The 13,859-nt window shown below is 65.0% G+C and carries 11 protein-coding genes; 7 read left to right on the top strand and 4 right to left on the bottom strand.

The genetic code is table 11. The features are described 5' to 3' along the window. Positions 1-266 precede the first annotated feature (266 nt). From ACVW17_RS00600 to ACVW17_RS00620, 5 genes are all read left to right on the top strand, one after another. Complete coding sequence (locus ACVW17_RS00600; RefSeq protein ID WP_456749990.1) at positions 267-2,057, top strand: peptide ABC transporter substrate-binding protein; 1,791 nt, start codon at positions 267-269, stop codon at positions 2,055-2,057. 231 nt (positions 2,058-2,288) lie between these two features. Next, on the top strand, positions 2,289-3,245 hold the full coding sequence (locus ACVW17_RS00605) for an ABC transporter permease (protein WP_456749991.1): 957 nt from the start codon (positions 2,289-2,291) through the stop codon (positions 3,243-3,245). Beyond that, positions 3,211-4,128 carry an ABC transporter permease gene (locus tag ACVW17_RS00610; RefSeq protein WP_456730724.1) on the top strand — a complete coding sequence of 306 codons (918 nt, stop codon included), beginning with the start codon at positions 3,211-3,213 and terminating at the stop codon, positions 4,126-4,128. The genes ACVW17_RS00605 and ACVW17_RS00610 overlap by 35 nt, the downstream gene beginning before the upstream one ends. Further along, positions 4,125-5,105 carry an ABC transporter ATP-binding protein gene (locus ACVW17_RS00615; protein WP_456798920.1) on the top strand — a complete coding sequence of 327 codons (981 nt, stop codon included), beginning with the start codon at positions 4,125-4,127 and terminating at the stop codon, positions 5,103-5,105. Before ACVW17_RS00610 ends, ACVW17_RS00615 begins: the two co-directional genes overlap by 4 nt. Then, positions 5,102-6,070 (top strand): ABC transporter ATP-binding protein, encoded by a 969-nt coding sequence (locus ACVW17_RS00620; RefSeq protein ID WP_456749992.1) that lies wholly within the window; start codon positions 5,102-5,104, stop codon positions 6,068-6,070. The genes ACVW17_RS00615 and ACVW17_RS00620 overlap by 4 nt, the downstream gene beginning before the upstream one ends. A gap of 188 nt (positions 6,071-6,258) precedes the next feature. Here ACVW17_RS00620 and ACVW17_RS00625 read toward each other — a convergent pair whose 3' ends face one another. After that, on the bottom strand, positions 6,259-7,233 hold the full coding sequence (locus ACVW17_RS00625) for a LysR substrate-binding domain-containing protein (protein ID WP_456749993.1): 975 nt from the start codon (positions 7,231-7,233) through the stop codon (positions 6,259-6,261). 100 nt (positions 7,234-7,333) lie between these two features. On the opposite strand from ACVW17_RS00625, the gene bla reads away from it, so the two are divergent. Continuing rightward, on the top strand, positions 7,334-8,251 hold the full coding sequence (gene bla, locus ACVW17_RS00630) for a class A beta-lactamase (protein WP_456796673.1): 918 nt from the start codon (positions 7,334-7,336) through the stop codon (positions 8,249-8,251). A 97-nt stretch (positions 8,252-8,348) separates the two neighbouring features. Continuing rightward, entirely contained in the window at positions 8,349-9,263 is a 915-nt protein-coding gene (locus ACVW17_RS00635; protein ID WP_456796674.1) for an ankyrin repeat domain-containing protein, read from the top strand. Positions 9,264-9,461: 198 nt separating this feature from the next. On the opposite strand, the gene ACVW17_RS00640 is transcribed toward ACVW17_RS00635, so the two are convergent. The 3 genes from ACVW17_RS00640 to ACVW17_RS00650 form a co-directional block, all read right to left on the bottom strand. Next, complete coding sequence (locus ACVW17_RS00640; protein ID WP_456749996.1) at positions 9,462-10,031, bottom strand: c-type cytochrome; 570 nt, start codon at positions 10,029-10,031, stop codon at positions 9,462-9,464. Between the two features lie 184 nt (positions 10,032-10,215). Beyond that, positions 10,216-11,925, bottom strand: a complete 1,710-nt coding sequence (locus ACVW17_RS00645; protein ID WP_456749997.1) for an outer membrane protein assembly factor BamB family protein — start codon at positions 11,923-11,925, stop codon at positions 10,216-10,218. A gap of 418 nt (positions 11,926-12,343) precedes the next feature. After that, the gene (locus tag ACVW17_RS00650) at positions 12,344-13,834 is read right to left on the bottom strand and encodes an ABC transporter substrate-binding protein (protein ID WP_456749998.1); all 1,491 of its coding nucleotides are present in this window, start codon (positions 13,832-13,834) and stop codon (positions 12,344-12,346) included. Positions 13,835-13,859 lie beyond the last annotated feature (25 nt).

Here is a 13,859-nt window from a genome sequence, read left to right on the forward strand (position 1 = left end):
CGGTTGCGTGGCAAAAAAGCATCTCAGAACAAAGGATAACGAACAAATTTTCCGCAGCTGCGAGGGACGTATGCCGCGGTTTGGCGCCGAAATGCCGAACTCCTGTGCGACCGGGACAACTTCTGCACAAGCGATAGCCAAAAGACCTAGGCGTTGGCCCCCGGGAGGCGTTGACCTTCGCGGTCATTCGGTGTGCCATCTCCCGCCAGCACGGCGGCCGGTTCCACGGCCCGCCGCAATCACACGTGAGCCGGACCGAGGGGACTATGTTCGACAACAATCTGCGAGGCATGATCGACGACGTGAAGGACGGGCGGATGGATCGCCGCGCTTTCGTCAAGCGAATGATTGCGGTCGGCCTCACCGCGCCGATGGCAAACCAGATTCTGGCGATCGGCGGCGTCGCGATGGCGCAGAGCCCCAATCCCTACAAGCCGACCAAGCGCGGCGGCGGCGGCCCGCTGAAGCTGCTGTGGTGGCAGGGCCCGACCCTGCTCAATCCGCATTTCGCAACCGGAACCAAGGACCAGGACGGTTCGCGGCTGTTCTACGAGCCGCTCGCCAGCTGGGACGTCGATGGCCATCTCAATCCGATCCTCGCCGCGGAAATCCCTTCGATCCAGAACGGCGGGCTCTCCGCCGACGCCAAAACGGTGGTCTGGAAACTCAAGCCCGGCGTCAAATGGCATGACGGCAAACCGTTCACCGCTGACGACGTCGTGTTCAACTGGGAATATGCCAGTGATCCGGCAACCGCAGCCGTCTCGAGCGGCACCTATTCCGGCATGACCGTGGAGAAGGTCGACGAGCTCACGGTCCGCATCAAGTTCAAGGAGCCGACGCCGTTCTGGGCCAACGCGTTCGTCGGCGCCTATGGCTGCATCATCCCGAAGCATCTGTTCGCCGAGTACAAGGGCAGCAAGTCGCGCGAGGCGCCCAACAACCTCAAGCCGGTCGGCACCGGCCCCTACAAGTTCGTCGAGTTCAAGCCGGGTGACCTGATCCGCGGCGAAATCAATCAAGACTATCACATGCCGAACCGGCCCTATTTCGACACGATCGAGATGAAGGGCGGCGGCGATGCCGTGTCGGCGGCGCGCGCCGTGATCCAGACCGGCGAATATGATTTCGCCTGGAACATCCAGGTCGAGGACGAGGTGCTGCTGCGGCTGGAAAAGGGCGGCAAGGGCAAGACGCTCTACGCCGTCGGCGGCGATATCGAATTCATCGCCATCAATTTCACCGACCCGAACACCGAAATCGACGGCGAACGCTCGTCGATGAAGACCAAGCATCCGATCCTGTCGGATCCGGCGGTGCGCAAGGCGCTGGCGCTGCTGGTCGACCGCGAGTCCGTCAAGAAGGCGATCTACGGCCGTGCCGGCCGCACCACCGCCAACTATCTCAACGGCCCAGAGGAGTTCGTCTCCAAGAACACCAAATGGGAATTCTCGGTCGAGAAGGCGAGCGCGCTGCTCGAACAGGCGGGCTGGAAGGCAGGCTCCGACGGCATCCGCGAGAAGGACGGCAAGAAGCTGAAGCTCCTGTACCAGACCTCGATCAACGGACCGCGCCAGAAGACCCAGGCGATCGTCAAGCAGGCCTGTCAGAAGGCCGGCATCGACGTCGAGCTGAAATCGGTGGTGGCCTCGGTGTTCTTCTCCTCCGACGTCGCCAACCCCGACACCTATTCCAAGTTCTACGCCGACATCGAGATGTTCCAGATCCCGATGACGCAACCCGACCCGGCCCTGCACATGCGCCGCTACCATTCGCGCAACGTCGCCACCAAGGAGAATAAGTGGCAGGGCCAGAACTTCCCGCGCTGGGTCAACAAGGATTTCGACGCCGCGATCGACGCCGCCGATACCGAGATCGACCCGATCAAGCGCGCCGACCTCTACATCAAGTGCAACGATCTGATGTGGCAGGACACGGTGGTGATCCCTGTGATGCATCGCCTCGCGGTGGAGGCCTGCTCCAACACGGTGCGGCCCGCACTCTCCGGTTGGGCCAACCAAACCGATAATCTGCAAGACTGGTATCGTGAAACCTGAGCCGCGAGAGGCTTGAGCTTTGCTCCTCCCTCTCCTCGTCCTTGCGGGGAGGGTTGGGGCGAGGGCTTTAACCGCAAATACCGTGAGAGATGAGTTCGTGGAGAGTCCCCCTCACCCGGAATTCAAGTTGCGCTTGAATTCCGGCCCGCACGCGGGGCGAGGTGAGGCTCGCCTCTCGATGGGAAGCATAATCATCATGCTCTGTGCGAGCGTTAGTCAAATGACCTCCAGATGAGTCAATATATCCTGCGCCGCCTGATGATCGCGATCCCGAGCCTGCTCGGCATCTCGCTCGTCCTGTTCGTCGTGCTGGCGCTCGCGCCGGGCGATCCGTTCAGCGAGCTCGCGACCAATCCGAACGTGCCGCCCGAGGTGCAGGCGGCGCTGCGCGCCAAGTTCGGCCTCGATGATCCGATCTATCTCCGCTATCTGCACTGGCTCGCGGCGATGGCGCAGGGCGACTGGGGCTTCTCCTTTGTCAGCCGGGTCGATGTCGACACGTTGATCCTGCAGCGGCTGCCGACCACGCTTTACGTCGTCGGCTCGTCGCAGCTGCTGGCGCTGCTGATCGCGATCCCGGTCGGCGTCTATGCCGCCACCCGGCCCTATTCGATCTTCGACCAGCTTGCCAACACCTTCGCCTTCATCGGCTTCTCGCTACCGACCTTCTTCACCGGCATCCTGTTCATCCTGGTATTCTCGGTGAAGCTCGACTGGCTGCCGTTCGTCTACACCGAGGTGCCGGGCAGCGGCATCAAATGGGCGCTCGAGATGATCCGGCAGGCCATCATGCCGGTGATGGTGCTCGGCCTGTTCCAGGCGGCGTCGATGACGCGGTTCGTGCGCTCGGCGATGCTCGACGTGATCCGGCTCGACTATGTCACCACCGCCCGCGCCAAGGGGCTCGGGCAGGCCAAGGTGATCGTCAAGCATGTGATGCGCAATGCGATGATCCCGGTGGTCACGCTCGTTGCGCTCCAAGTGCCCGCCGTGTTCGGCGGCGCCATCGTCACCGAGCAGATCTTCCGGATTCCCGGCATCGGCTCGCTCCTGATCTCCTCCATCCTCGCCAACGATACGCCGGTCGTGATGGCCGTGACCTTCGTGTTCGCGTGTCTCGTGGTGCTGTTCAACCTGATCGCAGATGTCCTCTATGGCTGGCTTGACCCTCGCATCTCCTTCCGCTGAGCGGCGCGGCTATTCGCCCCTGCGCGAAACCTGGCGGCGCTACCGCCGGCACAAGCCGGCAGTGGTCAGCGCCGTGCTGCTGTTGCTGCTGATCGCGGCCGTCGTGATCGGGCCGTTCGTCTGGCGCGTCTCGATCAGCGACATCGACGTGCTGGCCGGCATGCAGGGACCGTCGCTGGCGCATCCGTTCGGCACCGACGATCTCGGCCAGGACCTGCTCGCCCGCATGATCTATGGCGGCCGTATCTCGCTTGCGGTCGGCCTTGCCGCGATGCTGGTCTCGGTGTTCGTCGGCACGCTGATCGGCGCGCTCGCGGGCATGTCGCGCGGCGCGCTCGGCTATGCGCTGATGTGGCTGACCGACCTGTTCCTGTCGCTGCCGCAGCTGCCGCTGCTCTTGATGCTGATCTATCTGTTCCGCGACGGGCTGAAGGCGGTGTTCGGCCCCGAGGGCGGCATCTTCATCCTGATCGTGCTGGTGATCGGCGGCCTGCGCTGGATGCCGGTCGCCCGCCTGGTGCGCGCCCAGTTCCTGTCGCTGCGCGAGAAGGAGTTCGTCGAGGCGGCCCGCGCGCTCGGCGCAAGCCCGGTGCGCCAGGTCGTGCGCCACATCCTGCCCAACGCGCTGGGCCCGGTGATCATCGCCGGCACGATCGACGTCGCCGCCGCGATCATCGCCGAATCGACGCTCTCGTTCCTCGGCCTCGGCTTCCCGCCGGATACGCCGACCTGGGGCCGCATCCTCTATGACGCCAAGGACTTCCTCGACATCGGCCCGCATTGGGCGCTGTTTCCCGGTGGCGCGATCTTCATCGCGGTGGTCGCCATCAACTTCATCGGCGACGGGCTGCGCGACGCGCTCGACGCGCGCAAGGTGATCTGATGGCGCTGCTCGACATCAAGGGCCTGAAGACCCATTTCTCGACCGACGACGGCATCCTCCAGGCGGTCGACGGCGTCGACATCAGCATCAACCGCGGCGAGACGCTGTGCGTGGTCGGCGAATCCGGCTGCGGCAAGACCGTGACCGCGATGTCGATCCTGAAGCTGATCGCGATGCCGCCGGGCAGGATCGTCGCAGGCGAGATCATCTTCGAAGGCCGCGACCTGGTGCCGCTGACCAGCCACGAGCTCGACGACATCAGGGCCAAGGAGATCGGCTTCATCTTCCAGGAGCCGATGACCTCGCTCAACCCGGTGCTGACGATCGGCAAGCAGATCTCCGAGAGCCTGCGCCGCCACGAGGCGGTGACCAAGAAGCAGGCGCTGGAACGCACCATCGAGATGCTGAAGCTGGTGCAGATCCCCAATGCTGCGGGCCGCGTGCATCATTATCCGCACCAGTTCTCCGGCGGCATGCGCCAGCGCGTGATGATCGCGATGGCGCTGGCCTGCCGGCCCAAGCTCGTGATCGCGGACGAGCCGACCACCGCGCTCGACGTCACCATCCAGGCGCAGATCCTCGACCTCTTGCAGGACATGAAGGAACGCTTCGGCATGGCGGTGATGCTGATCACGCACGCAATGGGCGTGGTCGCCGAGACCGCGCAACGTGTCGTCGTGATGTATGCCGGCAAGGTGGTGGAAGAGGCGCCGGTCGACGAGCTGTTCGGCAATCCCGGCCATCCTTACACCCGGGGCCTGATCCGCTCGATCCCGCGCATCGATCTCGATGCCGAGCACAAGACGAGGCTGGAGGCGATCGGCGGCTCGGTGCCGATCCTGATCAACCCGCCGCCCGGCTGCCGGTTTGCGCCCCGCTGCAAGCACGCCATGAGCATCTGCACCGAAGAGGAGCCGCGACTGCGCGAGATTGCGCCCGGCCATCGCATCGCCTGCCACCTCGGAGACGCGTCATGAGCGAACCGCTACTGCGCGTGTCCAATCTGAAGAAGCACTTTCCGGTGCTGGGCGGCCTGCTGTCGCGCGAGGTCGGCCAGGTCTATGCGGTCGATGGCGTGTCGTTCTCGGTCAACCGCGGCGAGACGCTGGGGCTGGTTGGCGAATCCGGCTGCGGCAAGTCGACCACCGGCCGCTGCGTGCTGCGGCTGATCGAGCCGACCTCCGGCGATGTCGTATTCGACGGCCAGAGCGTGACGGGTCTCGGCGGCGGCGATTTGCGCGCCATGCGGCGCAACATGCAGCTGGTGTTCCAGGACCCGTTCGCCTCGCTCAACCCGCGCATGACGGTCGGCGCGATCCTCGGCGAGCCCTTCATCATCCATAATCTCGTGAGTTCGGCCAGCGAGCGCGAAGACCGCGTCGCAAGCCTGCTCGTCAAGGTCGGGCTGAAGGCCGAGCACATGCGGCGCTACCCGCACGAATTCTCCGGCGGCCAGCGCCAGCGCATCGCGATCGCTCGCGCACTGACGCTGGAGCCGAAGCTGATCGTGTGCGACGAGCCGGTCTCGGCGCTCGACGTCTCGATCCAGGCCCAGGTGATCAACCTGCTGGAAGACCTGCAGGCGGAGTTGAACCTCACCTATCTTTTCGTCGCTCACGATCTCTCGGTCGTCGAGCACATCTCCGACCGCGTCGCGGTGATGTATCTCGGCCGCATCGTCGAGCTCGCCAAGGCCAGCGATCTTTACCGCAACCCGCAGCATCCCTACACCAAGGCGCTGCTTTCGGCGGTGCCGGTGGCCGACCCCAAGGCGAAGCGCGACCGCATCCGCCTGAAGGGCGACGTGCCGAGCCCGATGAATCCACCCAAGGGCTGCCACTTCCACACCCGCTGCCCGATCGCCGAAGAGCGCTGCCGCCAATCCGCGCCGGAGCTGCGCGAAGGCAGCAACGGGCATTTTGTGGCGTGCCATCTGGCGTAGGATGGATCGCACTGCAGGACAACGGCGAGCACTGCATCGATTTGCCGTGCATTCCACTTCCTCACCGTCACCCTGAGGAGCGCGCAGCGCCTCGAAGGGTCGACGGCAACCGGCCGGGCCGTGCATCCTTCGAGACGCCGCTTCGCGGCTCCTCAGGATGACGGTGTTAGAGAGCATTACTCGGAAGGCTAACGCCTCCGCTTCTTCGCGGCCTTCGTCGTGGCCTTCGGTTTGGCCTTGGTGTTTGCCTTCGGTCGTGAAGGAAGTTCACCTCCTACCTCCTCCCCCTCACTCGCCTCCGCCCGCAACGTCTCGAGCAGCCAGTCGCGAAACGCACGCATGCCCGGCGTCACCTCGCGCGACTTCAGCCAGGTCAACCAGTACGAGCCCGCCGGGACCTCGGCCGCGAACGGCCGCATCAGCCGGCCGGACACGAGTTCGTTGTTGAACATCGCGATCGGCACTAATCCAACGCCGACGCCGCGTGCGGCGGCCTCGGCCATCGCCACCGAACTGTCGAAGATCGGACCCTGGATCTTCGGACACGGCGCGCCGGCGACCGCAAACCACAACGGCCATTCCTCGGCGCGGTAGGAGCGCAGCAGGAATTCCTGCGCGAGATCGGACGGCTTGCGCAGCCGGCCCGCGACATCGGGGCAGCACACCGGCGACAGCGGCGCCGACAGCAGATGGATCGCCTCGGTGCCGTGCCAGGAGCCGTCGCCGAACCGCAGCGCGAGATCGAGCCCGTCGCCCGCGATGTCGACGCGGTTGTTGTTGGTGAGCAGGCGCAGGTCGATATAGGGATACGCGCGCTTGAAGCGATCGACCCGTTGCAGCAGCCATCCGGTCGCGAACGTCGTGACGCAGCCGACGGTGACGACCTCGCGCGTACCCTTGGCCTCGATGCGGTCGATGGCAGCGCCGATCCGATCGAGCGCGTCGGTCAGCACCGGCAGCAGCGCCAGCCCCTCGTCGGTCAGCACCAATCCGCGCGGCAGCCGGCGAAACAGGCTTGCGCCGAGCGTATCCTCGAGCTGCTTGACCTGATGGCTGATCGCGGTCTGCGTCACGCGCAGCTCCATCCCCGCGCGAGTGAAGCTGAGCAGCCGCGCGGAGGCCTCGAAGGCGCGCAGCGCGTTCAGCGGGAGATGCCGGCGCACGGCATCATGACCAAGTTTTTCTCATGCCTCGTTGTATAAATGATTGTTTGTCGGCCGTCACGCGGTTCGGCAGGTTCGCGCCGCCAACGGGAGGTTAGACATGCTGACGAGACGGACATTTGGATGGCGCGCGCTGGGCCTTGCGGCTTCGTGCACCCTGCCGCGGCCAAGCGCTGCGGCAGAACAGAGCGCCGCGGCGGGAGCAAGCGGGGCGGCGCGAGGGCTGCAGCAGGAATTTGCGCGCATCGAGCTGGCGACCACCGGCCGGCTCGGCATCGCTGTGCTCGACACGGAGACGGGGTTGCGCGTAAGCCAGCGCGGCGACGAACGGTTCCCGATGTGCAGCACCTTCAAGGCGCTGGCCTCGGCCGCCGTGCTGCACCGGGTCGACCGTGGCGAATCCAGCCTCGACCAGCGCGTTCAGGTTGAGGCCAAGGACATCTTGGCCTACGCGCCCGTGGCCAAACAACACGTCGGATCGAGCATGACGCTGTCCGAACTCTGCGAGGCCGCCATCACGCTCAGCGACAATACCGCCGCCAATTTGCTGCTGCGCGAGATCGGCGGACCGGCCGGCTTCACCAGCTTCTTCCGCACCATCGGCGACAATGTCAGCCGGCTGGACCGCTGGGAAGTCGCGTTGAACGAAGCCGTGCCCGGCGATCCGCGCGACACCACGAGCCCGGTCGCGATGCTGAAGGATCTGCAACGCGTGGTGCTCGGCGATGTGTTGCAGGCAGCCTCGCGTGAGCGGCTCGTGGACTGGATGGTCGCCAACAAGACCGGCGACACGCGGTTGCGCGCCGGCGTGCCGCGCGGCTGGCGGGTCGGCGACAAGACTGGCACCGGCGAGCGCGGCACCTATAACGATATCGGCGTGTTCTGGCCGCCCGGCCGCAAGCCGATCATTGTGACGGTCTACTTGACCGGGGCCAGCGCGCCGATGGAGACGTGCAACGAGGTGATCGCCAACGTCGCGCGCGCCGTTGCCAATGCCAGCACCGGGCAGAGCGGCTAGCGGCAGGACTACCCCGCGCGGCTTGGCAATAACAAAGGTTCATGCGAGGCTCGATCCGAATGGCGATGCGCTCGGCAGGCCATCCGGAGGACTTGTCTTGGTTCGTCGCATCGCCCTCGCCGCGCTGCTTGTCGCAGGCCACGTCCACGGCAGCTTTGCCGCGCCCGACCCGGCGCGGTGCCGCGAGCTGATCCGCAAGTATGAGACCGACAAGGCCCAGCTCAGCGCAATCGAGATCTCGCTGACCTTGTTCGCGGCCGCCAATGCCGACTGCGTCAACCTCGCCACCGATCTGCTCGACCACGGCGCCTCGGTCGACGCGCGGGACCGGCTCGGCGCCAAGCCGCTGAGTCACGCCGCCCGCTCCGGCCATCTCGACATGGTCGATCTGCTGCTGGCGCGCGGCGCGCCGGTCGATGCCCGCAACCTCGCGGGATCGACCGCGCTGTATCTTGCCGCCGAGCGCGGCCATGTCGCGATCGTGCAGCGGCTGATCGACCGCGGCGCCGACGTCAACCTCACCGGGCGCAGCGGTGCCTCCCCCATTGCGGCCGCCGCGTATGCCGGCCGGGACATGGTGGTGCGCCTGCTGCTGGCGCACGGCGCCGACGGCCGCAAGGCTGACGACACCGGCAAGCCGCCTATCGTGTATGCCGCCGCCGCCGGCCAGCTCGGCATCGTCAAGCAGCTGCTCGCGCGCGAGATCGACGTCAACACGCGCTACGCCAACGATCTGACGCTGTTGATGTGGGCCGCCGGGCCGGACGAGGCCGTACCGGAAGCGCAGGCGCTCGAGGTTGTGTCGTATCTGCTGGACGCCGGTGCCAGCATCGACGATCGCGACGCGCGCGGCCGCACCGCGCTGATGATCGCCGCGGAAGGCAATCATCCGGCGATCGCAAAGACCCTGCTGGCCCATGGCGCCGATGCTTCGCTGGCCGACAAGACCGGCAAGCATGCCGCCGACCTCACCATCCTGTCGGCGCTGCGCGAAGAGCTGACGCCGCGGTGAGAAACAATAGAACCGGTTTGAACAGCGGCGGTGCTGCGCTCCCTCGCCCCGCTCTTACGGGGAGAGCGCTGGGGTGAGGGGCTGTCACCGCGCACTCAGCAGGAGATGCGTTTGCGGAGACTCTCCCCCTCACCGGGATCGCATCTCACGATGCGATCCGACCTCTCCCCGCACGCGGGGCGACGTTAGGCACGCCGCTCACAGCCCCGCCAGATACTCCACCAGCGCGGCGAGGTCGTCGGGCGACGTCGCCAGCATCAGATCGGACATGCCGGGATTGTTGCCGCGCGCGCGGCTGCGGAAATCGGCGATGGTCTTGGCGAGGTAGTCGCGTCCCATCCCGGCGAGCCGCGGCACCGTGCCGTCACCCTGAAAGCGATCGAGATGGCAGGCCGGGCAGCCGACCGACGCGCTGGCCGTCATCGCCTTCGCCGCGACGTCCTTCGGCGCGCGCGGCTGGCCGAGGTCGGGCCACGGCTTCTGCGAAAAATATTCGGCGATCGCCAGCATGTCGTCGCGCTCGAACTGCGTCGCGATCGGCTGCATGATGTCGCTCTTTCGATCGCCGCGCTTGAAATCGCGGAGCTGGATGTAGAGATAGCCGGCCTGCTGCCCCCAGATCGTCGGAATGGTCTTGTCGACCGGCTTGCCGTCCGCACCGTGACAGCCGGCGCAGACCGCAACCTTGTCCTCGATCGTCTCGGCGCACGCCTCGGCCGCGAGCAACAGCAGCAGCGCGGTAGCGCAGATCAATAATTTACAAGACATCCACTCATCCTGAAGCGCAATCGTCATTGCGAGGAGCGACAGCGACGCAGCAATCCATCCTTCCACATATGCGGCGCGATGGATTGCTTCGCTGCGCTCGCAGTGACGCGGCCTGATCGCTCATCCGAAGAAACAGAAGCGGGACCATACCGGTCCCGCTTCCCCACCTTTATTTGTCTCTCGCTCAGTCGAGCGTGAAGGCGATGATGTTGTTGCCGCGTTTGTAGTCGAGCTGGGTATTGCCGCCCGCACCGACCACGACATATTGCTTGCCGCCGATCATGTAGCTCGACGGCGGCGCGTTGACGCCGGCGCCGGCGCGGAAGCTCCACAATTCCTTGCCGTTCGACGAGTTGTAAGCCGCGAACTTGCCGTTGCCTTCGCCGGTGAACACGAGGCCGCCGGCGGTGGCGAGGATGCCACCGATCATCGGCTCGGGCGTATTGACCTGCCATTTGATCTTGCCGTTGTTGTAGTTCACCGCGGTGATGTTGCCCGACTGCTTCTCGCTCGGGATCACCTTGAAGGCGCCGCCCAGCCACAGCTTGCCGTTTGGATAGGCCGAGCTTTCGACGTGGTAGGTCATCGGCTGGTGCAGGTTGATGGCGTAGGCCAGCTCCTGTCCCGGATCGGTCGCGATCGGCGACCATTCGACGCCGCCATTGGCGCCGGGCAGCATGCGCGCGCCTTCCTTGGTCGGCAGCACCCACATGTTCTCCTGCGGCACCATCGCCTCGGAGAAGCGGATCAGGCTGCAGTCCTTGCGATCGTGCACATAGATGTGCCCGGTCTTGCCGGCATGGATGACGCCGGGGATCGTCTTGCCGCCCTTGTCCTTGACGTCGACCAGCACCGTCGGGCTGACCGCGTCGAGATCCCAGACGTCATGGGCGATGTACTGGAAGTGGCAGACATACTTGCCGGTGTCGAGATCGAGCGAGACCAACGAGTTGGTGTAGAGATTGTCGCCGGGCCGGTTCGAACCGTCGAGGTCGGGCGACGGATTGCCGACCACGAAGTAGATCCGGTTGGTCGCGAGATCGATCGACGGGTTCTGCCACACGCCGCCGCCGAGCTTGGCATAGGGATCGCCGATCTTGGCGAGCATATCCTTCTCGGCCTGGATATTGCGATGCATGTCGCGGCCGGTGGCGTCCTTGGTCGCCCAGACGCCGACCGAATTCTCCGGAATGGTGTTGAAATTCCACAGCTGCTTGCCGGTCTTGGCGTCATAGGCACGTACGAAGCCGCGGATGCCGTATTCGCCGCCATTGGTGCCGATCAGCACCTTGTCCTTGACCACGGTCGGCGCCATCGTCTCGCTGTAGCCGAGCTCGGGATCGGCGATGTTGGTGGTCCACACCACCTCTCCGGTCTTGGCATTCAGTGCCAGCAGCTTGGAATCCAGCGTCGCCAGATAGACCCGGTCGCCGAGCACCTGAACGCCGCGATTGTTCGGACCGCAGCAATAGACGGTGATCGGGCCCATCTTGTGGGCGTAGTGCCAGAGCTGCTGGCCGGTCTTGGCGTCGAGCGCATAGACATGGCTGAACGAGGTCGTGACATACATCACGCCGTCGACGACGATCGGCGATGTCTCGAGCGACTCCTTGACGTCGGTCTGGAAGATCCAGGCGACGTGCAGGTTCTTCACATTGTCGCGGCTGATCTGCTTGCCTGGATAAAACCGGGTCTGCGCGTAATTGCCGTTGGTGAGCAGAAAGTCCTTGCTGTTCTTGTCGGCGGCGTTGAGCTGCTCCTGGGTCACCGGCGATACATTGGCGTTACCGAGGACCGACTGCTTCTCCTGCTTGACTTCCTGTGCGATGGCGGCGCCCGACAACAGGCCCACGCCGACCGCGGCGGCAAATGCCGCAAGCCCTTTCACATACATGTCTTCCCCCGTTATTTCTTGGTTGCGATGTCAGGGATGGGTGTTTGCTACTTCCCCTTCGAGGCCTGGCCGCCGTAGCGAGCGCGCAACCGTCGCGTGGCTTGGTTGCGCTGCAATAGATGATCAAAAAAAGAACAACGACAGGTATCGATGGATGGGTTCCATGTTAGCGCCGTCTTTCACAAAGACAACCGATGCGCTGAATGCGAAGCCGCAACCGGAGGCGGCCGCGCGGCCCAATGCGGCAAACGCGGGCTGGCATCAATCCAAGCGATATCGGGCGCTTCCGCAGCTTTCACGCATCGCGGGCGACATTCGCCTTCGCAGGCGCAGCAAGCAAAATGAGACTAAGCGTCAAGCGACGACATCGCGCGTGGAGCAGCGCCGGCAGAGGCCATCGACCTCCGCCGGCGACCGTCTACTCCCAGGACAAGGCCGAAAAGTCGTTCTCGAATTGCGGGACGTCCTTCCACACGCCCTTCAGCTTCTTGCTGGCGATCGTGATCCATTGCGGCTGGAACAGGAAGCCGGCCACCGCGTCGGTCGCCAGCATGCGCTGTGCGTCGCCGAGCAGTTTTGCGCGGCCAGCCTCGTCGGGCGTCGCCATGATCTGCTGGTACAGCGCGTTGAATGCCTCGGACTTGTAGCCGAGATAGTAGTCCGGTTCGGTCAGCTTCACGAGATCGAACGGCTCGACATGCGAGACGATAGTGAGGTCGTAGTTGTGCGGGCCGGTGAAGACCTGCGACAGCCACTGCGCCCATTCCACGTTCTCGATCCTGGCAATGATGCCGACCTTGGCGAGTTGCGCGGCGAGGATCTCGCCGCCCTGCCGGGCGTAGGCCGGCGGCGGCAGCCTCAGACTGAGCTCGAGTGGCGTCTTGACGCCGGCCTCCGTCAGCAGCTTCTTGGCGAGCTCCGGATCGTAGGGATTGATGCCGGTGGTATCGACATAGCCGAGCGAGCCCGGGGTGTAGAAGCTGCCGATCGGCGTGCCGAAACCGTCGACCGCGCCGTCGATCATCGCCTTGCGGTCGATCGCGGCCAGGATGGCGCGGCGAACCCGCACATCGTCGAGCGGTTTCTTGCGCTCGTTGATGCCGACGATGGTCTTGGCCTTGGAGCCGCCGATCAGGACGCTGAAGCGCGGATCGGCCTTGAACTGCGCCAGGCTGCGCGCCGCGCCCACCCTGGGAAACGCATCGACATCGCCCGACAGCAGCGCCGCAACCTGGGCTGCGGGATCGCCGATGAAACGAATCGTCACCTTGGCAAGCTTGATCGCGGCGGCGTTGCGATAATCAGGCCATTTCACCAGCGTGATCGACGAGCCCTTGGTCCAGCTGCCGAGCGTATAGGGCCCGGTGCCGACCGGCTGCGTCACATCGGTCGGCGCGCTCTTCGGTTCGACGATCGAACCCGACGCCTGGCCGAGCAGGAACGGCAGGTTCGGCTCGGAATATTTGAGTGCAATGACGATGGTGTCCGCATCGGGCGCCGTCACCGACGCGAACGCCTGATACAGGCTGCGGTCCTTGTTGGTCGAGGCCGGCGCTGCGGCGCGCTCGTAGGAGAACTTCACCGCCGCGGAATCGAATGGCTCGCCATTGTGGAATTTGACGCCCTTGCGCAGCTTGAACGTGTAGGTCTTGAGATCGGGCGAGGCCTGCCAGCTCTCGGCGAGCAGCGGCGACACCGAGCCATCTTCGTTGATCTTGGTCAGCGTCTCGTAGACGTTGTAGAGCGTGACCTCGGCGATGGCCGCGGCCGCCGCGTTGGTCGGATCGAGCCCCGGCGGCTCCAGCGTCATGCCCATCACGACGCTGTCCTTCTTGCCTTGCGCGAAGCTCGGCAGCGGCGCTGCGGCGAGCGCGGCAACCGCCGCGATAACGCACAATTTCCTCAACATTGCTCTGCTCCCCGGACGTGTTCTT

It is taken from the genome of Bradyrhizobium sp. USDA 4473 (assembly GCF_054063335.1).

Bases quoted from the DNA above. Each gene is read 5' to 3' on its own strand.
- ACVW17_RS00600 (WP_456749990.1), top strand. From the start codon at position 267: ATGTTCGACAACAATCTGCGAGGCATGATCGACGACGTGAAGGACGGG.
- ACVW17_RS00605 (WP_456749991.1), top strand. From the start codon at position 2,289: ATGAGTCAATATATCCTGCGCCGCCTGATGATCGCGATCCCGAGCCTG.
- ACVW17_RS00610 (WP_456730724.1), top strand. From the start codon at position 3,211: ATGGCTGGCTTGACCCTCGCATCTCCTTCCGCTGAGCGGCGCGGCTAT.
- ACVW17_RS00620 (WP_456749992.1), top strand. From the start codon at position 5,102: ATGAGCGAACCGCTACTGCGCGTGTCCAATCTGAAGAAGCACTTTCCG.
- bla (WP_456796673.1), top strand. From the start codon at position 7,334: ATGCTGACGAGACGGACATTTGGATGGCGCGCGCTGGGCCTTGCGGCT.
- ACVW17_RS00640 (WP_456749996.1), bottom strand. From the start codon at position 10,031: ATGTCTTGTAAATTATTGATCTGCGCTACCGCGCTGCTGCTGTTGCTC.
- ACVW17_RS00645 (WP_456749997.1), bottom strand. From the start codon at position 11,925: ATGTATGTGAAAGGGCTTGCGGCATTTGCCGCCGCGGTCGGCGTGGGC.
- ACVW17_RS00650 (WP_456749998.1), bottom strand. From the start codon at position 13,834: ATGTTGAGGAAATTGTGCGTTATCGCGGCGGTTGCCGCGCTCGCCGCA.